22 protein-coding genes and 1 pseudogene are annotated in these 18,750 nt (G+C 67.8%); 15 read left to right on the top strand and 8 right to left on the bottom strand.

Annotated features, from left to right (window positions below):
* Positions 1 to 45 precede the first annotated feature (45 nt).
* Positions 46 to 504 (top strand): MarR family winged helix-turn-helix transcriptional regulator, encoded by a 459-nt coding sequence (locus ACZ6DL_RS27520; protein WP_466055395.1) that lies wholly within the window; start codon positions 46 to 48, stop codon positions 502 to 504.
* A 172-nt stretch (positions 505 to 676) separates the two neighbouring features.
* On the opposite strand, the gene ACZ6DL_RS27515 is transcribed toward ACZ6DL_RS27520, so the two are convergent.
* Together ACZ6DL_RS27515 and ACZ6DL_RS27510 are read right to left on the bottom strand one after the other, a co-directional pair.
* The gene (locus tag ACZ6DL_RS27515; RefSeq protein WP_466055393.1) at positions 677 to 1,645 is read right to left on the bottom strand and encodes a TIGR03557 family F420-dependent LLM class oxidoreductase; all 969 of its coding nucleotides are present in this window, start codon (positions 1,643 to 1,645) and stop codon (positions 677 to 679) included.
* Positions 1,646 to 1,819: 174 nt separating this feature from the next.
* Positions 1,820 to 2,596, bottom strand: a complete 777-nt coding sequence (locus ACZ6DL_RS27510; protein ID WP_466055392.1) for an MHYT domain-containing protein — start codon at positions 2,594 to 2,596, stop codon at positions 1,820 to 1,822.
* Between the two features lie 422 nt (positions 2,597 to 3,018).
* Between ACZ6DL_RS27510 and ACZ6DL_RS27505 the strand changes: the two genes are divergently transcribed.
* From ACZ6DL_RS27505 to ACZ6DL_RS27490, 4 genes are all read left to right on the top strand, one after another.
* Positions 3,019 to 3,735: an oxygen-binding di-iron domain-containing protein gene (locus tag ACZ6DL_RS27505; protein ID WP_466055390.1), complete on the top strand. Its 717-nt coding sequence runs from the start codon at positions 3,019 to 3,021 to the stop codon at positions 3,733 to 3,735.
* 439 nt (positions 3,736 to 4,174) lie between these two features.
* On the top strand, positions 4,175 to 4,705 hold the full coding sequence (locus ACZ6DL_RS27500) for a hypothetical protein (RefSeq protein ID WP_466055388.1): 531 nt from the start codon (positions 4,175 to 4,177) through the stop codon (positions 4,703 to 4,705).
* Between the two features lie 34 nt (positions 4,706 to 4,739).
* The gene (locus ACZ6DL_RS27495; protein WP_466055386.1) at positions 4,740 to 6,395 is read left to right on the top strand and encodes an enoyl-CoA hydratase-related protein; all 1,656 of its coding nucleotides are present in this window, start codon (positions 4,740 to 4,742) and stop codon (positions 6,393 to 6,395) included.
* 53 nt (positions 6,396 to 6,448) lie between these two features.
* Positions 6,449 to 7,552, top strand: a complete 1,104-nt coding sequence (locus ACZ6DL_RS27490) for a CapA family protein (protein WP_466055385.1) — start codon at positions 6,449 to 6,451, stop codon at positions 7,550 to 7,552.
* Here the strand turns inward: ACZ6DL_RS27490 and ACZ6DL_RS27485 are convergent.
* Positions 7,533 to 8,174: pseudogene (locus ACZ6DL_RS27485) on the bottom strand (dienelactone hydrolase family protein); the annotation flags it as partial. The gene ACZ6DL_RS27490 and the pseudogene ACZ6DL_RS27485 sit on opposite strands and share 20 nt — an antisense overlap.
* A 120-nt stretch (positions 8,175 to 8,294) precedes the next feature.
* Positions 8,295 to 9,053 (bottom strand): hypothetical protein, encoded by a 759-nt coding sequence (locus ACZ6DL_RS27480; protein WP_466055383.1) that lies wholly within the window; start codon positions 9,051 to 9,053, stop codon positions 8,295 to 8,297.
* A 554-nt stretch (positions 9,054 to 9,607) separates the two neighbouring features.
* On the opposite strand from ACZ6DL_RS27480, the gene ACZ6DL_RS27475 reads away from it, so the two are divergent.
* The 5 genes from ACZ6DL_RS27475 to ACZ6DL_RS27455 all read left to right on the top strand — a co-directional run bounded on the left by ACZ6DL_RS27475 (position 9,608) and on the right by ACZ6DL_RS27455 (position 12,235).
* Complete coding sequence (locus ACZ6DL_RS27475; RefSeq protein ID WP_169332575.1) at positions 9,608 to 9,775, top strand: hypothetical protein; 168 nt, start codon at positions 9,608 to 9,610, stop codon at positions 9,773 to 9,775.
* Between the two features lie 249 nt (positions 9,776 to 10,024).
* Positions 10,025 to 10,783, top strand: a complete 759-nt coding sequence (locus ACZ6DL_RS27470; protein ID WP_466055382.1) for an SDR family oxidoreductase — start codon at positions 10,025 to 10,027, stop codon at positions 10,781 to 10,783.
* A gap of 88 nt (positions 10,784 to 10,871) precedes the next feature.
* Positions 10,872 to 11,426 (top strand): class I SAM-dependent methyltransferase, encoded by a 555-nt coding sequence (locus tag ACZ6DL_RS27465; protein ID WP_466055380.1) that lies wholly within the window; start codon positions 10,872 to 10,874, stop codon positions 11,424 to 11,426.
* 9 nt (positions 11,427 to 11,435) lie between these two features.
* Positions 11,436 to 11,861 carry a MerR family transcriptional regulator gene (locus tag ACZ6DL_RS27460; protein WP_466055378.1) on the top strand — a complete coding sequence of 142 codons (426 nt, stop codon included), beginning with the start codon at positions 11,436 to 11,438 and terminating at the stop codon, positions 11,859 to 11,861.
* A gap of 173 nt (positions 11,862 to 12,034) precedes the next feature.
* Positions 12,035 to 12,235: a hypothetical protein gene (locus ACZ6DL_RS27455; protein WP_040866820.1), complete on the top strand. Its 201-nt coding sequence runs from the start codon at positions 12,035 to 12,037 to the stop codon at positions 12,233 to 12,235.
* A 48-nt stretch (positions 12,236 to 12,283) separates the two neighbouring features.
* Here ACZ6DL_RS27455 and ACZ6DL_RS27450 read toward each other — a convergent pair whose 3' ends face one another.
* Positions 12,284 to 12,562, bottom strand: a complete 279-nt coding sequence (locus ACZ6DL_RS27450; RefSeq protein ID WP_040866913.1) for a hypothetical protein — start codon at positions 12,560 to 12,562, stop codon at positions 12,284 to 12,286.
* Between the two features lie 181 nt (positions 12,563 to 12,743).
* Between ACZ6DL_RS27450 and ACZ6DL_RS27445 the strand changes: the two genes are divergently transcribed.
* Positions 12,744 to 13,028, top strand: a complete 285-nt coding sequence (locus ACZ6DL_RS27445) for an ANTAR domain-containing protein (protein ID WP_466055375.1) — start codon at positions 12,744 to 12,746, stop codon at positions 13,026 to 13,028.
* Between the two features lie 112 nt (positions 13,029 to 13,140).
* Here the strand turns inward: ACZ6DL_RS27445 and ACZ6DL_RS27440 are convergent, their stop codons facing one another.
* Positions 13,141 to 13,905, bottom strand: coding sequence for a trans-aconitate 2-methyltransferase (locus tag ACZ6DL_RS27440; protein ID WP_466055373.1), 765 nt, complete (start codon positions 13,903 to 13,905; stop codon positions 13,141 to 13,143).
* Positions 13,906 to 14,061: 156 nt separating this feature from the next.
* On the opposite strand from ACZ6DL_RS27440, the gene ACZ6DL_RS27435 reads away from it, so the two are divergent.
* The gene (locus tag ACZ6DL_RS27435) at positions 14,062 to 14,253 is read left to right on the top strand and encodes a hypothetical protein (RefSeq protein ID WP_466055371.1); all 192 of its coding nucleotides are present in this window, start codon (positions 14,062 to 14,064) and stop codon (positions 14,251 to 14,253) included.
* 73 nt (positions 14,254 to 14,326) lie between these two features.
* A complete protein-coding gene (locus ACZ6DL_RS27430; protein ID WP_357120476.1) occupies positions 14,327 to 14,773 on the top strand; it encodes a nuclear transport factor 2 family protein in 447 nt (148 codons plus the stop codon).
* 29 nt (positions 14,774 to 14,802) lie between these two features.
* Here ACZ6DL_RS27430 and ACZ6DL_RS27425 read toward each other — a convergent pair whose 3' ends face one another.
* A complete protein-coding gene (locus ACZ6DL_RS27425; protein ID WP_466055369.1) occupies positions 14,803 to 16,110 on the bottom strand; it encodes a glycosyltransferase 87 family protein in 1,308 nt (435 codons plus the stop codon).
* A 167-nt stretch (positions 16,111 to 16,277) separates the two neighbouring features.
* Here ACZ6DL_RS27425 and ACZ6DL_RS27420 point away from each other — a divergent pair, with 167 nt between their 5' ends.
* Together ACZ6DL_RS27420 and ACZ6DL_RS27415 are read left to right on the top strand one after the other, a co-directional pair.
* Positions 16,278 to 16,931 carry a UdgX family uracil-DNA binding protein gene (locus ACZ6DL_RS27420; protein ID WP_466055367.1) on the top strand — a complete coding sequence of 218 codons (654 nt, stop codon included), beginning with the start codon at positions 16,278 to 16,280 and terminating at the stop codon, positions 16,929 to 16,931.
* Positions 16,932 to 16,935: 4 nt separating this feature from the next.
* On the top strand, positions 16,936 to 17,328 hold the full coding sequence (locus ACZ6DL_RS27415) for an ankyrin repeat domain-containing protein (protein WP_466055365.1): 393 nt from the start codon (positions 16,936 to 16,938) through the stop codon (positions 17,326 to 17,328).
* A gap of 5 nt (positions 17,329 to 17,333) precedes the next feature.
* Here ACZ6DL_RS27415 and ACZ6DL_RS27410 read toward each other — a convergent pair whose 3' ends face one another.
* The gene (locus tag ACZ6DL_RS27410) at positions 17,334 to 18,707 is read right to left on the bottom strand and encodes an FAD-dependent oxidoreductase (protein ID WP_466055363.1); all 1,374 of its coding nucleotides are present in this window, start codon (positions 18,705 to 18,707) and stop codon (positions 17,334 to 17,336) included.
* Between the last annotated feature and the right edge of the window lie 43 nt (positions 18,708 to 18,750).

Genomic DNA, 18,750 nt, shown 5'->3' with positions numbered 1-18,750 from the left:
TGGCGTCAAATCATCTTGTGTGAGATGGTCTGCTAGGCTGCGGGAATGCCGACAAGGACCGATCAGGCGCGGGCGCAGTACCTTTCGAGGCTCGCCGCGCAGCGGCCCGATATCGCCCTGTGCCGCGTGTCATCCGCCGTCGCCCGCGCGGCCGAAGCGCACGCCCAGGAGCAAGGCTTGGGCGTGGGCCAGCACCTGGTGCTGAAGATGCTGGCGGATGTGGGCCCGCGCTCGCAGCGCGTGCTCAGCGAGGAACTGCGCATCGACCGCAGCGTGATGGTCGGCATCGCCGACGATCTCGAGGCCTCGGGCTTCGTCCGGCGCGAACGGGACCCTGCCGACCGCCGGGCCTACGCGGTCACGATCACCGAGGCCGGCAGGCAGGCCTTGGCGGACGCCGAACGAGCGGTTCCCGGCTTCCTCGACCGCACGTTCGCCGCCCTCGAACCGGAGGAACGCGAACAGCTCACAGGGCTGCTCGGGAAGCTCCTCGGCGCGCGCTGACCATCCGTTCGACAGGGCGCTGGAGCGACTGCCTCCATGCTCCGACGAGCGCTCTCATGTTCGCGACCACCGAGCTTCCCTCGGCCCGACTACGACTACGGTCCACGAGCTGCCCCGGGTACACCCTCGCCGCAGCGCCGGTGCCGCGAACGACGCGGCCGGATCCTCGAGCTCAGGCGCTCGGCGTCAGAGCCCGGAGCGGCTTGTCGAGTTCACGGCGGTAGAAGTCCAGGAAGCCGTCCGGGTCGGGGCCCGCGTTCTGCATCACGAGGTGGTCGAAGCCCGCGTCGGTGTACTGTTTCGCGGCCTCGAGGTACCGGGCCGGGTCCGGACCGCAGGCGAAGTTGTCGAGAATGTCCTCCAAGCGGACGGTGGTCGTCGCGGCGGCGAAATTGACCGGGTTCGGCAACTCGCTCATCACCTTCCATCCCGTCACCGCCCAGCGCGTCGTATCGAGCACCGCCTTCGCGGCCGTCTCCTCGTCGGGAGCCCACGCCATGCCGACCTCCGCGTATCGGGGGCCCGTGCCGCCCGCCGCGCGATAGCTGTCGACGAGCTCGGGCTTCGGTTCGGTGGCGAACAGGCCGTCACCGAGTTCGGCGGCGATCCGCGCCGCGTCCGGCCCGCCACCGGCGACGGCGATCGGCGGGAGCGTCTCGGGCAGGTCGAAGACGCGAGCCTCGGAAACGGTCAGGAACTCACCGTCGTAGGACTGGTAGCCCCCGCTCCATAGCAAACGGATGATCTCGAGGGCCTCGCGAAGCATCCGCTGCCGGATACGCACGGGCGGGAACTCACGGCCGACGACATGTTCGTTGAGACGTTCGCCCGAACCGACACCGAGGGTGAAACGGTCATCGGACATGATCGCCAGAGTGGCCGCGGCCTGCGCGATGATCGCGGGGTGATATCGCAGGATGGGGCAGGTCACGCCGGTCGCGAGCTCGATCCGCTCGGTCTTCGCCGCGATCGCTCCGAGCACGGTCCAGGCGAACGGCGAATGCCCCTGGTTGTCCAGCCAGGGATGGAAGTGGTCGCTGATCTCGACGAAGTCGAACCCGGCCGCTTCGGCCCTGACGGCTTGGCGGACAAGCTCGTTCGGGCCGAAAGCCTCGGCCGCCAGTTTGTACCCGATACGCATCGCAACCTCCTGCTTCGGCTGGGAGCGGCCGGTCATCTCGGCAACCGGCTCTCGGCGCGCTTACCCCGCATCCGGCAGCGAAAACTTCGCCGCACCCGTACGCGGCAGGTCCGCTCCCGGCGGCAACTGATACGTCACCCGACAGGACCGCCGACAGGAGACCGCACGGTTCGTTCAGTCGCGAGTCGGCCAGTAACTGTCGGCATGCCTGCCCTGCGGGACATAAGTGTTCTCGTCGTCTACCTCGGTGACGCCGAGATGGAGCAGTAGCAGCACGGTAACCAGGCTGATGCTCACAATCAGCGGGGTGAGCAACTGCGTCGCTCCCGCCCCGGACGGTGGATGCATGTGCTGGGTTTCGTGGACATGCATCGCGAACATGCCCGTGTAGTGCATGCCCGACACCGCGACACCCATCACCAGCGCCGCACCGACGGTGGCGACCGTGCCTCGGACGTGCAACGTGAACCACAACGCGGCGGTCGCCGCGACAACGGCGATCACCATGGACAACGCGACGATCCGTCCGTCGTAGCCGATCATCGCGTCGGATTTCATCGCGTACATGCCCGCGTAGTGCATCGCGCCGACACCGAGACCGGTGATCGCGCCGCCGGAGAACAGCGCCAGTGGCCCCAGCGTCCGCTGATGGGCGATGCGCAGTCCGATCCAGACCACCGCGATCGCGATCAGCGCGCTGATCAGGGTGATCGGGACGTCGTACCGGATCGATGCGCCGTCGATGGCGAAACCCAGCATCGCGATGAAGTGCATGACCCAGATCCCGGTGCCGCCGATCGCGACCGCCGCGGCGAGCAACCAGCCGTCGCGGGCGGAACCGCTGCGAGACCTGGCCATGCATCGCAATCCCAGCAATGAACCGGTGAACGACATGACATAGGCGACGATGGGTGTGAGCCACCCGTGGCTGAAGTGGTCGATTTCCAGCACGCGACACTCCTCGCTGGATAGATTCGAGCATCACCCGGAGGGCGCCCGAATCTCACATAGTGAAACTGCAGGTAGATGGTTTAGAGTACTACTATCCTCTTTAAAATCATAGGATGAGTCTCGGATAGCGGGAAATGCGCTGAAGCTCGGCCGAAACGTTCGCCCGCCGATCCACTCAGCACCACCCGACCGAGGAAGCCCCCATCAGCTAGCAGCTGGCTTCCGAGTGCCATCACGAGCGCGCAGGTCACACGGTCGAGGGTCCCGCCACCGTACAGCCGCCGGTCCACCACTTGCGTGACGACCACATCTGCGACGACATCACAGCTGTCGATCCGGTTGCCCCGGGAGAACCAGGAATTTGCCGCATGGCGGCAGGCGATCTACGACAATGGGGGGACCACTTCGACCAGGGACTTCCCATGGAAACCCACACCGACGAGATAGCCGAGAAGATCTACCGCATCTCCACCTTCATTCCGGAGGTGGGGCCCACCGGCTTCACGTTCAACCAATTCCTTCTCGACGCCGAGGAACCGTTGCTGTTCCACTGCGGCATGCGCGCGCTGTTCCCGGTGGTGTCCACGGAGATCACGCGAATCATGCCGGTGGAGCGGTTGCGCTGGATCACGTTCGGACATGTGGAAGCCGACGAGTGCGGCGCGATGAACCTCTTCCTCGCCGCCGCGCCGCACGCCCAGGTGGCCCACGGCTTGGTCGGATGCCTCGTCTCGCTCGACGATCTCGCCGACCGGCTGCCACGCCGGTTGTCCGACGGCGAGGTGATCGATCTCGGCGGCCGTCGAATTCGGCATCTGGACACCCCGCATGCGCCGCACAACTGGGAGGCGCGGGTGCTCTACGAGGAGACCACCGGCGTGCTGTTCTGCGGCGATCTGATGACTCAACTCGGCAACGGACCAGCGCTGACCTCATCGGATCTGGTGGATCGGGCGGGCGTCGCGGAGGACGTCTTTCATCCCACGTCGCTGGGGCCCGCCGTGCCCGCCGCCCTCAATCGGCTCGCCGGGTTGGCGCCGACCACGTTGGCGATCATGCACGGTTCGAGTTTCGCCGGCGACGGGGCCACCGCCCTGCGCGACCTCGCGAGCGTCTATCAGGCCCGTCTGGTCTCCTGAGCGCCATCGGCTCACTGTCGCGGTTTCTCGCCGCATCCGACCTCGGCGGCCCCGGGCTCAGGTCATACATCGAAGTGCCGCGAACGGCAGACGAAGTCGTTTTCGGGATGCACGTGCACATGTCGATTCGTGAACAGCGGCCGACTCTTTCGGCAGACGGCAACGGGCACAATCGCAGTTAACCCCATCGGCGGAGCACTGCCATCATCTCGCCGCGATAGCCCGCGACCGCTCCGGGACTCCCTGCCACACCGCGGAACGCGCAGGGCCGCTGTCCGGCGGAGACTCGAATGCCGGGACCGGCGAGACGCTGGTTCCGCCCCGCGACAAGCGGACTCAGCGGTCGGCCGAACCCTTTCCTTCCTGCGATCGACGACATCTGGCGAACTTCCAGCGTTTCTTCGTATGTCTCACCCGTGTAACGGCGTATTGTCGCGCTATGCCGACTGCGACGTCGATCGACACCGGAGCCGAACACCTCGCCTGCTGGGTCACCGTCGTCGGGCAACGTCTACATCAGTTGCCCACCGCAAACCCGCATGTCCTGCTCGCGCACGCGATGAGCGGGTTCCTGGCGATCGGGCGAGCGAGCATGGCCCTGCTGACCACATCCGCGAATCCCACCGACATCCGAGACCACGATCTCGTCTTCGAGATCACGGCCGACGCGGAACGATGGCTCACCGACGCGGCGACCGAACCGGTCGTCAACCAGGTCACCGACCGTGGTGAGCACATTCAGCGCTACCTCAGTCCGGTCGCGCTGGATACCGTCGCGAAAGCCCGCCTGCGGCGCTGCGCGCAGACAACGGCGATCCACACCCGTGATCTACTGGCCCGGATCGACACCGACCCGAACACATCGGACGAGATCCGTGACCTCGCCCGGGATCTCGCCGCGCGAGCGAACGTCATCGCCACCGTCTATGCCGAGGACCCGCAACAGCTGCTCTCGATGTCCAGCAGGTGATCCACCCGGCGAGGCGGGCCCGGAAGACCCGACGATGACACAGCGAGTACTGATTCTCGCCAGTGCGAACAATGGCCTGACCCAACGGGCCGCGCTCGCGATTCGCCGGTCCGGACGCCCCACCCGGACCGAAATCGTGCATTGCGCAACAGATATCCGCGCGGCGGTCGAATCGAACGGCTTCGATATCGTCGTCTGCCCCTACCTGACGACGAAAATACCCGCCGACGTCCATTCGAAATGGACGTGCATCATCGTTCATCCCGGACCGGTGGGCGACCGCGGCCCTCATTCCCTGGACTGGGCGATCATTGAACGCCAACCCTTGTGGGGCGTCACGGCACTGACCGCGGTCGAGGAAATGGACGCCGGGCCGATCTGGTCCACCAGGGTGTTCCCGTTACCGGCCGAACGTAAGTCCGCCGTCTACAACACCGTGGTCGCGGACGCCGCGATCGAGTGCCTGCTCGAGGCGCTCGACAAAGCCGCAGGCGCGGCCCGCTCCCCCATTCCGCAGGCCGAGGCACCGCGGCCCGTGGCCCATGCCCGGACCCGGCCCGCGATGCGTCGAAACGACCGCGCGATCCGCTGGAGCGACGACGCCGTCGAGATACTGAGCCTCGTGCACGCGTGCGACGGCTCACCCGGGGCGGGGGCGATCATCGGCGGCGCACCGGTGCTCGTCTACGACGCCTTCCTGGGACAGGTCGATCCCCAGGCGCCGCCGGGCGCGGTGATCGGCCGCAGTGACCAAGCCATCGAAGTCGCCTGCGGCGACGCGAGCCTTTGGATCGGCCGCCTGCAGCCCCACACCGGTGACCGGCCGTCGTGTAAGGGACCAGCGATTCGGGTCCTGGCCGCGGCCGGATTCCCGGTGCATGCGATACCGTGCGAGCGGACCGGCCCATGTCGGGACATCCGGTATCGGCGCGAGGGCGACATCGGATACCTCGACTTCGACTTCTACAACGGTGCTATGGACACCGCCCGATGCGACCGGTTGCTCGCGGCGTTCACCGACGCGGCGGCGCGGGACACCAAGGTGCTCGTGCTCGCGAACACCGGCCCGTACTTCAGCAACGGCATCGATCTGAACGCGGTGGAATGGTCCGGCGATCCCGAGGGCGAGACATGGCGCAACCTGCTGGCCATCAACAAGCTCTGCCGGGCGATCCTGACCTGTTCCACCCAGGTCACCGTGGCCGCGGTGTCCCGCAATGCCGGCGCGGGCGGTGTCATGCTCGCCTCGAGCGCTGATCTGGTTGTCGCCACCGAAGCGGTGGTGTTCAACCCGCACTACCGGACGATCGGATTGTCGGGCTCGGAGTTCCACACCTACACCCTGCCGAGGCGGGTGGGCAGCGCATCCGCTCGTCGGCTGCTGAACGAGTGTCAGCCCCTCGACGCGGCAGGCGCCGTCGACCTCGGCATGATCGACGCGGTGGCGCCGAGCGGGCGATTCGGCGAATGGGTGGCGGAACTCGCCGGCGAATGCGCCCATCCGGCCAGGTGGGCGGCGATCATGGCCGCGAAGCGAACTCGCTCGATCGACCTGAATTCCGTCGAGGCCGCCGAGCTGCGGCGAATGGCGCAGGACATCTTTCTCGACCGGAACGAATTCCGCCGCAAGCGGCAAGAGTTCGTCTACAAGAAGTCACAGCACCCTTCGGCAGCCGGAACCGGCACGTGAAAGTCGACGAGCACGCGTTCACATCGCCATCGCGATGATCGAGAATGGTCTATATGGCGACCGTGCTGCTGGGCGGCGACGTCATGCTGGGGCGGGGTGTGGACCAGATCTTGCCGCACCCCGGCAACCCGAGGCTGCGCGAACGATATGTCAACGACGCGCGAACCTACGTCGAGTTGGCCGAACGCGCGTACGGCGAGTTCACCCATCCGGTCGACTACGGGCAACTGTGGGGTGATGTTTTGCCCATCCTCGCCCGGATCGCCCCCGAGGTGCGGTTGCTGAATCTGGAGACCTCGATCACCGCGGACGGCGCGTTCGCGCCCGCGAAAGGCATCCACTACCGGATGCATCCGGACAACATGCCCGCGTTGACCGCGATCGCACCGGTGGTCTGCGCGCTGGCCAACAATCACGTCCTCGATTTCGGGATTCCCGGGATGGCCGACACCCTCGCGGCGCTCGACGCGGCGAATATCGGCCGCGCCGGGGCCGGGGCGGACCTGGCGGGTGCCCGTGCGCCCGCCACGGTGGAACTCGCCGATGGTCGCCGCGTGGTGATCGTCTCGGTCGCCGCCGGGTCGAGCGGGGTGCCGGAATCCTGGTCGGCACGCGACAACCGGCCGGGGCTGTGGCGAGTGGGCTACTCTCCCGGGGCCGCGGCCGCCGAGGATGTCGCGGCCGAGGTGGCGGCACACAAGCGCGACAACGATATCGGCATCGTCTCCGTGCACTGGGGACCGAACTGGGGTTACGAAGTCACGCGAACCGAAATACAGTTCGCGCATCGATTGATCGACGCCGGAGTCGACGTGGTGCACGGGCACTCCGCCCATCATCCGCGCCCGATCGAGATCTACCGCGGCAAACCGATCCTGTACGGGTGCGGCGACGTCATCGACGACTACGAAGGCATCCGCGGCCACGAGCGCTACCGCGCCGACCTGCATCCGTTGTATCTGGTATCACTCGACACCGGCTCGGCGGAGGTCCGGCTGATTCCGCTGCGCGTGCGGCACATGCGCCTGGAATGGGCTCCGCGCAGCGAATCCCGCTGGTTGTGCGAGAAGATCGAGGACATCAGCCGTGGCTTCGGCACCCGCGTAGCGCCCCGATCCGACGGTCTGCCGGTGGTGGTCAGTGCAGCACGACGGTGAGATGGCGGTGGAACCACTGGACCGCCAGGTCGGCGACTTGTTCGAGTGCGCCGGGTTCCTCGAACAGATGTGTCGCGCCAGGGACGATGTCCAGTTCGCTCGGACACGGCATCCGTAGCTGTGACTCCCGGTTGACCTCCAGCACCCACTTGTCGTCACCGCCCACGATGAGCAGCGTCGGTGCGCGGACCGACCCCAGGCGCGGACCCGCCAGGTCCGGTCGACCGCCCCGGGAGACGACCGCCGCGATCTCGGTCCCCGGTTCCGTCGCCGCCCACAGTGCGGCGCCCGCGCCGGTGCTCGCCCCGAAATATCCGGTCGGCAGGCCGCCGACGTCCGGCCGCGTCCGTAACCAGTGGGTCACCTCGACAAGGCGATGTGCCAGCAGCGGGATGTCGAAGACGCGCGCGCGGTCGCCCTCCTCCTCGGCGGTCAGCAGATCGACCAGCATCGTCGCGAACCCCGCCCGGTTCAGTTCATCGGCGACGAACCGGTTTCGCGGACTTCGCCTGCCGCTGCCGCTGCCGTGCGCGAAGGCGATCAGGGCGGTGCTGCCCGGTGGCACGGCCAGTATCCCGGCCGGTCGGGCGTTTTCCGACGGCACGATGACTTCTTCTGTCCGCGTCGGGAACCGGGGTGCGGACGGCATCGAACACCTCCTGGTATCCGGGGTACTCCCCGGGCCCGTCGTGCGCAAGAGGAGGAATCGCGGGACGGCTCGGCTGCCGCCGAGGGCCGACGGTTATTCCGTGTCTTCGGGTTCGGCCGATGGCTTCGATGAAATGACCTGGACACGCCACGGGACAGTGAAAAGACCGCCTGATCTGTTGCGGATCCACTGGGCGAGCGCGGCCACCGCCGAGCTGAGCGACGTCGCGCCGGCGATCAACGCCCATGGCGTCAGACCCGCCGACGAGTACGCGACCTGCCCGATTCCCGGCACGACGAGCCTGCCGTTGCCGAACGCCCAGCTCATCAGCGATCCGATCTGGCCGCCGAGATCCGTACGGCGTCCGACCATGGCCTTCAGGTCACCGCCCTTGCTGTTGATGTACAGCACGGTGAACAACACGAGCAGCGCGGAGACCAGCGAGGACAGCGTCGCAAGCCGACTGAGGGCGACGAGGCGCAGACGCAGGTTGATCACGACCACCAGAATCGTGATGACGATGGCGGCACAGGCCAGCAGTGCCCAGAAGCCGGTGATCTGGGCAGGACGCGGGCCCGAGCGGGACCAGACGTTCATGAATCGTGTGGTGATCTGCATCCGGCCGAACGCGTTGGTGCTCACGCTGCCATCCGCGCCGCGCGCGGTCATCCACGGCTGGAACAGCAAAATCAGCGTCACGAGGCTTCCGACCGCGGCCCAAACATAGCCCCAATACCCGCGCAGCGCGACCGAAATCGCCTTTGCCGGTACGGCGCCCCTCTCCGCCCAGTTCTGCTTGGCGGGCTGGCCGTCTGGAGTTTCCTTCGACTGCCAGGGCGTTGGCTGCACCATTGTCTCAGTTTAGGGTCGCGCAACCGTACGATTTCGGGCACGGCTCACCGCCAGTGGGAAGTGTCGCAATGCGGGCCACCGACCCACCGACCGAGAGTTCCGGCTTCTGGCGGCGACGGCATCGAACCGGGGTGGACCCCGGGGCTGAAACGGTACGGCAGGGGCGTGGGCCGCATCGGTCACGTAACGATCCCCGTTATCAAGCGTCGACCCTTCGCCGATGAGCCGTCCACCGACGCCGACCGCAGCAGCCGCACCGACCGGAGACCATCGCGCACACGCCACCACCTGGCAACGCCGGTCTCCATTGTGCAAACCTCCGCGTATGTTCATGGGCGTGCACAATTAGGGCGCAACATAGGGACCTAGAAATCTTTCGGTCTGTTTCGGACCGAAATTCGGGTCCACTACCCCGAAAAAAGCACCAATGGTGATCTTCCTGTTACGCAACGCCGGGGACCTTGACATTTCTTTGCCTGGCGTTCACCGCCCTTAAGGTGAAGCATGAAATCCGTGAGTCAGAGATAAATTTCACTCGAGCCAAAGGATGCATAATGACCACCAGAATCACGAAAGTTCTCGCCGCGACCGCAATGGCCGTTTCCGTGGGTGTCCTCGCGGCTCCCGCCGCTTCCGCCGAAACGCCATCGGATCTGGCGACGCCGGTTTGGGGCTCCGTCGTACTCTGCTTCCCGCTCGGCAGCGTCGTCTGGTGCATCTGACAGCGCCTGGTGTGCGGCCGCGCCGAGGCGAGGCGGGTCGCACTCCTCGGCCCGAGGCCCTCTTCCCATCTCGACAACCGGCGATCTCCCGCCGGCTCCAGCACGAATCGAAGTAGGGAGGCACAGCACAGTAGTTGCCGCCGCACGTGGATCGACCGTCGCGGCGGCTCTGTGACGCACGCCCCTTGTGTCACACCCCGCCTCGCCGCTTCGTCCACTCGATGAACCAACGAGACGAAGGAGTAGGCGATGCGGATAGCGGTCATCGGTGCAAGCGGGCGGATCGGCCGGGACGTGATCGACGTCTTGGCGAACCAGGGTCACGAGGTCGTGCGGATCAGCCGGGCGGCCGGCGTGGACGTCTACACCGCAGACGGTTTGGCGGGGGCGCTGACCGGGGCGGATGTCGTGATCGACGCGGTGAACGCCACGACCACCGAGACCCATGCGGTGACCGATTTCTTCCGCACCATCGCGCGCAACGTGCAACATGCGGCGGCCGCCGCCGGGGTGCGCCGGATCGCGGTGGTCTCCATCATCGGCATCGATTCTTTCACCGCCGGGCACTACGCCGGAAAACTCGCCCAGGAGAACGCCTACCGCGAAGGTCCGGTGCCCGTGCGCATCCTCCGCGCGGCCCAGTTCCACGAATTCACCGAGATGATGCTCGACTGGACCACTCGCGGCGACACCGCTTACGTCCCGAAGTACCGGGCTCAGCTCGTCGCCGCGCGAACTGTCGCCGAGCATCTGGCGCAACTGGCCGTCGCGGAGACTGCGCCCGAGCGCGTCGAGATAGCCGGGCCGGAGGAGTTCGATCTTGCCGCGGCCGTAGCCGAGGTGGCCGCCCTGCGGGGCGAACCGGCTCGGGTGGAAGAGATCGTCGACACGGGCGACCCGGATCACGAATTGCTGGCCGGTGGTGCGCTCTTGGCCGGGCCGGGCGCGATCATAGCCGGCCCTACGTTCGAGCAGTGGCTCGAGCAGAAGTACCCGGCACAGCCGTAACCTGCGCGCAGGAGACCGCGGGCTCGCTTTTCCTTGACTTCAGGTCGACCTCAACTCGCAAGCTGAACGCACTGCGAGAGAGGAAAACATGACAACGTTCGGAGAAAAGCAGAGCCGAGACTACGACCAGCGGGCTGCTCGCCTGCTCGGCGGTCTGTACCGGCGGATCGCCGCCGACATCGACGCCGTGGCGCGACCGGGCGCGGGGATACTCGACGTCGGGACCGGACCGGGAAAACTGCTGGCGCAGATCCATTCTCGACGACCGGACCTGCGGCTGCACGGCGTGGACCTGTCACCGCACATGATCGAGCTCGCCGATGCGGCGCTACCCGGTGGCGCGGCGGAGCTCTCGGTGGGTGACGTCGCCGCGCTGCCCTACCCCGACGCCGGCTTCGACGTGGTCGTCTCGAGCCTCAGCATGCACGAGTGGCCGGAGGTCGACCGCGCGAGCATCGAGCTGGCACGCGTGCTGCGCCCCGGCGGCACCGCGGCGATCTACGATTTCCGGTTCGTGCGCTCGGCGGCCGCGCAGAGCGCGTTGCGCCGGTCGTTCGAGGCCGCGACGGTACGGCGAGAGCCGGTACGTCCGCGGTGGCATCCGATCGGGCTGTACGTGCGGCTCACCGCCCGCGCCGCCTAGAGTGCGGGTATGGCGGGCGGTGACATGTCCATCGGTGAACTCGCGGCGCGCTTCGGTCTGGCCCCCCACGTGCTGCGGCACTGGGAGGAGGTGGGATTGCTCGCCCCCCGGCGGGACGGCGCGGGCCGGCGTCGATATCACGACGACGACGCGGAGACCGTGGCGATGATCCTTCTCGGCAAGCAAGTGGGTTTGTCGCTGGAGGAACTCGCCGCGCTGTTCGCCGGGGCGTCCGACCGGGCCGCTCGCCGTGAGCTGTTGCGTGCGCACCGCGCTCGGCTCGTCCGCCGCATCGCCGCGGCCACCGCCGCGCTGGAGACCGTCTCGCACGCTCTCGATTGCGCCTCCGAGGACTTTCGCGAATGCCCGCACTTCCAGGCCCAGGTCGCCGGCGCGCTCGCGCTGGTCACGAACCGGTCAAGGCCGCGAGGGTAAATCGTTATGGCGCACCGAATTACGCTTTGACGACGGAGTTTGCGGCTGCGGGGTCGGCGCGCTGCGTGTCGGTGGCGACCGAAGGGTTCTGCGTCCGCTTTCTCGGATTAGGATCGATTCCTGCGAACAGTCACACAGCAGCCAGTGACACTTCGACTCGATAGAGGTGCCCCGTGAGCAGGACAATTCGAATTCCCGCGGCGGAACTCGCCGATCATGTCGGCGAATCCGTCGTCGGGTACGGCACCCTCACCCAAGCGGGAGTGGTCCAGCCGGGCGGCGACCTCGTGGTCGCGGTTTTCGGCGTGGAGACCAATCGGCGCGAGAAGTCTTTCACGCCAGGTCAATTGGTGGAACTGGAGGTCACCGAATAACCGCGGCCACGGACGGATCGCCGCTCCCGCCACACCGCGCGGGCCGGCTCACCCGATCAGCGCGTTCATGATCGTTCCCGCACTGGTGGCGATGACGCCGCCGAGCATGCCGCCCGCGACCATTTTCGCCGACGCGAGCGGACCGCCGTTCCACTTCTCCCAGGCGAATCTTCCGCCTGCGTAGGCGATTCCGGTGACACCCGAAAGAATCACGAACCAGGTGAAATACCGGAACAGCTGGAGAATTTTTTCCGAGTTCGGCGGAGCTTCGGGGACCGGGTCGTCCACCTGAGCCAGAAGAAATGCTTCGACTGCCGTATGGATCATCATTGATCTGTCTCCATCGCGTTTCCGCAGGACGAGTTATACGCAATCGATATGACGTTCGAAGTATCGCGATCCGCGCGGCCCGCGTCAACCCTCCCGCAGGGCCTAGGACATCCGCGGTGTCGTCGTTCCTCCCGCCGCGAGGCCGTGTCAGACCGCCGCGGGCGGGTAGTGCGTCACTGTGAGCGACGACGGTGACGGCACAGCAGCCGGGGATCTCGATCCGGTAGCCGCCCGGGCGGTGATCGAACAAGCCAAGGGCGCGGTGATGCTGGTCTATGGCCTCGATGCCGACGAAGCGTTCGCCATTCTGCGCGGTCGATCCCAGGAAACCAACATCAAGCTGCGGGTTCTCGCCGCCAACGTAGCCGCGCAGCTCCCGTCGATCGGCATTCCCGCCGTGTCCGGCGCACTACGCGACCGCGTCGACCGGCTGCTGTCCACCGCACACGAGCAAGCCCATTGACGCCCGGCGCACCGAGGAGAGCATGGACAGCCGGGCCTGCGCGGCGAGCAGCTCGAACGCCGGACGCGGACATCTGATTGTCCGGTCTCGTCCGCGGCCTCCGACGCGTCGGCTACCGCTTCCGGGCGACGACGAAGACCCGCCGGAACGGCAGCCAGGTCGTGCCGTCGGCGCGCCGGGGGTAGGCGCCGCGCAGCAGCGGAGCGAGTTGCGCGGTGAACTCCCGCCACCGCGGCTCGTCGAGCGCGCCGCGCACGGGCCGCAGCGCCGTGCCGGAGACCCACTCGAGCACCGGATCGTCACCGGTCAGGCGCTGCAAGTAGGTCGTCTCCCAGGCGTCGACAGCCGCACCCGCGGCGGCGAGCAGGTCGGCGTATCCGGCGGGATCGAGCACCGCTCGCGGTTCGAGAATGCCCGCTCGGCCGAGACGGTCGCGCCACTCGTCGCGGGCGGCCACTCGACGGATCGCCCGGTGGGAGGGCGCGTCGAAGTTGCCGGGCACCTGGACGGCCAGGAACGCGCCCGAGGACAGCGCGCGCATCCACCGCGCCAGCAGGTCGGGGTGGCCGGGCACCCAGTGGAGGACGGCGTTGCACATGACGACATCGGTCTCCGGGCCCGGCTGCCACTCTTGCACCGCGCCGAGCGTCGCATCGACGCCGCGCTCACGCGCGGCCGTGACCATCTCCGGCGAGGAGTCGAGTGCTCGCACGATCGCCTCGGGCCAGCGCCGCGCGAGAACGGCCGTGAGATGCCCGGGACCGCAGCCCAGATCCACTACTTCCCGCGGCCGGGCCGCCGTGACCCGGGACAGCAGGTCGAAGAAGGGCCGGGACCGGTGGTCGTCGAACGCGAGGTACTGCTGGGGATCCCACATCGGCCACTCCGAGACGCGCTACCAAACCGTACGTACGTACTGTACGCCCGTCGGCCGGAGCCGCGCTGGAGACGCCTGACCTGCGAACACGCCCGCGCCGGAAGACCGACTATCTATCACGGTTTCGTAACGGCGCGCTCGGGGTATTACATAGCTATGACGGATCACCGACCAACCCGGATCGCCGGTGTGGAACCGGGAACCGGCGCGCTCGCTTTAGCCACGTGCCTTGCCTTTTCCATCGGCATTGCGACGATCACCCAGTCCGCGTTCACCACCCTGGTGGCCTGCGTGAGCATTGTGGCGGGGCTCACGCTGGTTCTGAACATCCTGCCGCACCGGACGTAACCACACGGCCCCTTGCCTCGCACGCCGGATCCTGGTGGCATCTACCGGGTATCGACGTCAATCGGAGGCAGGCATGCTGTCGTTGCAGGAGATTTCGGATCGACTCGAGATCGAAGACCTCATGGTGCGATATTCGCACGCGGTCGACACTCGGCAGTGGGACCTGCTGGACGAGGTGTTCACCCCCGACGCGCACATCGACTACTCGGCCATGGGCGGCTCGGTAGGCGATCTGGCGGCAACGAAGGAATTCCTCGCCTCGGTCCTCCCGAACTTCCCGGCCTTCCAACATCTGATCAGCAACTCGTCCATCACGGTCGACGGTGACACGGCAACCGGGCGGACGATGTGCCACAACCCGATGCTGGTCTCCGGCGGTGACGGGCCGCCGACGATGATGCTGTGCGGACTGTGGTACCTGGACACGTTCGTCCGCGCGGACGGACAGTGGCGTATCAAGAAGCGCGTCGAGGAGAAGAGCTTCCTTTTCGTCGCGCCGTCCGCGCCAGGCATGGGCTGACGCGGCGAGAGTAGCCGCCGCTAGCCGACTCAGCGTGCGGTCAGCGCCGAGGGCGCGGCAGCGGACGCGTGAACCGGTTCGTCCGGCAACGGGTTCGCGACCCGAGCGGCGCTGCGCCTGCTGCTGATCAGGAATAGCACGACGAGCACCACGCTGAACCAGACGTAGGTGTTGCCGATGAAGTGCTGCCAGGGCGTCCACGCGGTCTCCCGATGCTCGCCGTCGGGCAGCCAGTTCTGCGGGCCGATGACGAACACCGCGGCGGTCACCACGAACGTCACCCACCAACCGATGGCCCGCCGGACGGGCAGGCGGGTCGCGTACCCGACGACCGCGAACAACGCGGGCGCGATCCACACCCAGTGGTGCGACCAGGAGATCGGCGAGACCAGCAGCGTGAAGACGGCGTTGAGGGCCAGTGCGAGCGCGGGCAGGTCGGCGGCCCGGCGCATCGCGGTGACGACCAGCGCGAGCACCAAGGCACCGAGCACCAACCAGATCGCGGTGAAGGCGGGCTCCGGCACTTCGAATCGAGCGAACACCGCTTGAATCGACTGATTGGTATGGAACGCCGAGCCGCTCAGCCCGGACACGTTGCCGAGACCGCCGAACCAGTACTCGACGGATTCCTTCGGCAGGATCGCGAAGCCCAGCGCCGTCGCGGCCGCACCGGTGACCGCGGCGGTCGCGGCGGCACGGTAGTCCCGGCGGACCAGGAAGTAGAGCACGAACGCCGCGGGTGTCAGCTTGATCGCGGCGGCGATGCCGATCAGCATGCCCCGGGGCCAGCGCGGCTTGTGGGTGAGGCAATCCGCCGCGACCAAGGCCATCAGCAGTAGATTGACCTGACCGAAGTCCAGCGTGGAGTGGATCGGCTCCAGCAGCAGTCCCAACGGAGCGGCACACGCGGTGGCCCAGACCGCGAGTCCGCGCTGCGACTCGTGCGGCCATACCCGCCGCGCCACCAGATAGAGCGTGAGAGCGAGCGCGGCCACCGAGGAGACGAAGAAGCTCGGTGCGGCCACGTCCCAGGGCAGCATCGCGAACGGGCCGAGCGCGAGCGCGGCGAACGGCGGGTAGATGAACGGCAGGCCCGCCCCGATGGTGGTCTGCGGCAGTTGCCCGTACATGTCGGCGCCGTGCCGCATGGCGTCCACGCCCAGCCGATACACCTGCAGATCGATGAACCCGCCGGTGATCGTGTGGAACGGCCAGACCGGTGTCAGCAGACAGAACGCGGAGAACGCGATCGAGAGGACCGGCGCCAGCCGAAGCACACGCCCGAGTCGACGGTTCTGGGACATCGGCGTTGCGGCGGTGGCGGTGACACTACTCATCCGCGGCGACTATACCGACCCACGCCCGGCCGTTCAGCACGTGGGAGGGAGATTCGCGACCGGCGCGTGAGGGCCACGGAAACGGGTAAGCCGCCAGTGGCATCGGTCGGCGGAGGAGGTCGGCGAATGGCGGTGGCAGCCCCGCGAAGGGCAGGAGGAGAACAGCGATGAGGGCGCCCGGCGCCGCGATGTTCGTCCCCGAGGACGCGGACTTGGCGCGGCTGCGCCGGGCGGCGTGCGACTGCCGTGGCTGCGATCTCTACCGCCACGCCACGCAGACGGTCTTCGGTGCGGGTCCCCCGGACGCGGATGTCGTGCTGATCGGTGAGCAACCCGGCGATCAGGAGGACGTGGCGGGGCAGCCGTTCGTCGGCCCGGCGGGACGGCTGCTCGACCGGGCGCTGGCGGACGTCGGCATCGATCGCGACGCGGTCTACGTGACCAACGCGGTGAAACACTTCAAGTTCGTCGAGCGCGGCAAACGACGAATTCACAAACAACCCGGCCGCACCGAGGTGGTCGCCTGTTCGGCATGGCTCGACGCCGAACTCGGACTGCTGCGGCCACGGTTGGTGGTGTGTCTCGGGGCGATCGCCGCGCAGGCGCTGCTCGGCCCTTCGTTCAAGGTCAGCGAACGCCGCGGCGAAGTCGTCGAGACAGCGGAGTTCCGCGCGATCGCCACAGTGCACCCGTCGTCGGTGCTGCGCGCGCCCGACCGCACCGCGGCCTACGATGCGTTCGTCGCCGATCTGCGCATAGTGCGGGAACAACTGGGAAAGCCTGCGGCAACGCGCTGGCCGGGCGCCCCGGGAGAGGAGTGAGCGGATGAGCGCCGAGGAGATCGATCCGGAACTGCTCGAACTGGCCGGCAAGGTGTTCGACTTCGCTCGCCGAGGTGACTCCGCGCGGCTGGCCGCCTACGTGGACGCGGGCGTGCCGGTCGACCTCACCAACGACGCGGGCGACACGCTGCTCATGCTCGCCGCCTACCACGGACACACCGAGGCCGTGACGACGCTGCTGGAGCGGTCGGCCGACCCGAATCGCGCGAACGACAAAGGCCAAACCCCGCTGGCGGGGGCGGTTTTCAAGGGCGAGACCGAGATCGTCCGGCACCTCACGGCGGCCGGAGCCGACCCCGACGCGGGCACTCCGTCGGCCCGCGACGCCGCGGCCATGTTCGGCAAGAGCGAGTTACTCGAACTCTTCGGCGCCTGAGCGCGCTACCCGCGCTCGCGCACGGCGGTGACGGCTTTGCGCGCGGCCACCAGAACCGGGTCCCACACCGGGGAGAACGGCGGCGCGTAGCCGAGGTCGAGCATCGTCATCTGCTCGACGGTCATCCGGGCGGTCAGCGCGACCGCCGCGATGTCGACGCGTTTGCCCGCGCCGTCGCGGCCCACGATCTGCGCGCCGAGCAGGCGGCCGGTGAAACGCTCGGCGAGCATCTTCACCGTCATCGGCGCCGCGTCCGGGTAATAGCCCGCCCGGTTGGTGGCTTCCACCGTGACGGTCACGTATTGCAGACCGGCCGCCTGGGCGTCCTTCTCGCGCAGGCCCGTCCGGGCCACCTCGAGTTCGCAGACCTTGCTGACCGCGGTGCCCACGACGCCGGGAAAGATCGCGTACCCCCCGCCGATGTTCGCGCCGATGATCTGACCGTGTTTGTTGGCGTGGGTGCCGAGCGGAATGTGGCGTTCCCGGCCCGAGACCAGATCCAGCACCTCGACGCAGTCGCCGCCGGCCCAGATGTTCTCGTGTCCGCGCACCCGCATGGCGAGATCGGTCCGCAGCCCCCCGTGCTGTCCCAGCGGAAGTCCGGCGGCGCGGGCCAGTTCGGTCTCCGGGCGCACGCCGATGCCCAGCACCACGACGTCCGCCGGATATTCCGCGGCATCGGTGACGACCGCGGCTACCCGGCCGTCCTCGGCGGTCCGCAGCCCGGCCACTGCCGCGTCGCCGACGACCTTGATGCCCATCCCGCACATCGCCTCACGCACCAGCGCGCCCATGTCGGGGTCGAGCGTGGACATCGGTTCGGGACCTCGGTTGACCATGGTGACGTCGTAACCGCGCCGGATGAGCGCCTCCGCCATCTCCACGCCGATGTAGCCCGCGCCCACCACGACGGCGCGGTTACCGCGCGCTCGCTCCAGCGTCTCGAGCAGCGCCTGCCCGTCGGCGAGGGTCTGCACTCCGTGCACACCCTGCGCGTCGATACCGGGCAGCGGTGGCCGGACCGGGCGCGCGCCGGTGCCGATCACCAGGTGGTCGTAGGGCATCCACGCCGAGGCGCCGGTCTGCCGGTCGCGGGAGCGCACTCGGCCCGCGTCGACGTCGATCTCGGTCACCTCGGTGTACAGCCGCAGGTCGATGTCGCGGGAGCGGTGTTCCTCGGGTGTGCGGGCGATCAGGGCGTCCCGCTCGGCGACGTGTCCGCCGACCCAGTACGGAATGCCGCAGGCCGAGTACGAGGTGAACCCGCCGCGTTCGAAGACGACGATCTCCAGCGCGCTCGCGTCCTTCATCCGGCGTGCCTGCGAGGCCGCCGACATGCCCGTCGCGTCACCGCCGATGACCACCAGTCGCTCGCTCATGACCCTCACGCTACGTTCGGCGTCCCCCGCGCGGGCGCTGGGG

The sequence above is a fragment of the Nocardia sp. NPDC041819 genome (assembly GCF_055590505.1).
Note: the sequence above shows the minus strand (reverse complement) of the source record. Positions and strands in the feature narration are given on the sequence as shown.

Bases quoted from the DNA above. Each gene is read 5' to 3' on its own strand.
- ACZ6DL_RS27520 (WP_466055395.1), top strand. From the start codon at position 46: ATGCCGACAAGGACCGATCAGGCGCGGGCGCAGTACCTTTCGAGGCTC.
- ACZ6DL_RS27515 (WP_466055393.1), bottom strand. From the start codon at position 1,645: ATGCGTATCGGGTACAAACTGGCGGCCGAGGCTTTCGGCCCGAACGAG.
- ACZ6DL_RS27505 (WP_466055390.1), top strand. From the start codon at position 3,019: ATGGAAACCCACACCGACGAGATAGCCGAGAAGATCTACCGCATCTCC.
- ACZ6DL_RS27500 (WP_466055388.1), top strand. From the start codon at position 4,175: ATGCCGACTGCGACGTCGATCGACACCGGAGCCGAACACCTCGCCTGC.
- ACZ6DL_RS27495 (WP_466055386.1), top strand. From the start codon at position 4,740: ATGACACAGCGAGTACTGATTCTCGCCAGTGCGAACAATGGCCTGACC.
- ACZ6DL_RS27490 (WP_466055385.1), top strand. From the start codon at position 6,449: ATGGCGACCGTGCTGCTGGGCGGCGACGTCATGCTGGGGCGGGGTGTG.
- ACZ6DL_RS27480 (WP_466055383.1), bottom strand. From the start codon at position 9,053: ATGGTGCAGCCAACGCCCTGGCAGTCGAAGGAAACTCCAGACGGCCAG.
- ACZ6DL_RS27475 (WP_169332575.1), top strand. From the start codon at position 9,608: ATGACCACCAGAATCACGAAAGTTCTCGCCGCGACCGCAATGGCCGTT.
- ACZ6DL_RS27470 (WP_466055382.1), top strand. From the start codon at position 10,025: ATGCGGATAGCGGTCATCGGTGCAAGCGGGCGGATCGGCCGGGACGTG.
- ACZ6DL_RS27465 (WP_466055380.1), top strand. From the start codon at position 10,872: ATGACAACGTTCGGAGAAAAGCAGAGCCGAGACTACGACCAGCGGGCT.
- ACZ6DL_RS27460 (WP_466055378.1), top strand. From the start codon at position 11,436: ATGGCGGGCGGTGACATGTCCATCGGTGAACTCGCGGCGCGCTTCGGT.
- ACZ6DL_RS27450 (WP_040866913.1), bottom strand. From the start codon at position 12,562: ATGATCCATACGGCAGTCGAAGCATTTCTTCTGGCTCAGGTGGACGAC.
- ACZ6DL_RS27440 (WP_466055373.1), bottom strand. From the start codon at position 13,905: ATGTGGGATCCCCAGCAGTACCTCGCGTTCGACGACCACCGGTCCCGG.
- ACZ6DL_RS27435 (WP_466055371.1), top strand. From the start codon at position 14,062: ATGACGGATCACCGACCAACCCGGATCGCCGGTGTGGAACCGGGAACC.
- ACZ6DL_RS27430 (WP_357120476.1), top strand. From the start codon at position 14,327: ATGCTGTCGTTGCAGGAGATTTCGGATCGACTCGAGATCGAAGACCTC.
- ACZ6DL_RS27425 (WP_466055369.1), bottom strand. From the start codon at position 16,110: ATGAGTAGTGTCACCGCCACCGCCGCAACGCCGATGTCCCAGAACCGT.
- ACZ6DL_RS27420 (WP_466055367.1), top strand. From the start codon at position 16,278: ATGAGGGCGCCCGGCGCCGCGATGTTCGTCCCCGAGGACGCGGACTTG.
- ACZ6DL_RS27415 (WP_466055365.1), top strand. From the start codon at position 16,936: ATGAGCGCCGAGGAGATCGATCCGGAACTGCTCGAACTGGCCGGCAAG.
- ACZ6DL_RS27410 (WP_466055363.1), bottom strand. From the start codon at position 18,707: ATGAGCGAGCGACTGGTGGTCATCGGCGGTGACGCGACGGGCATGTCG.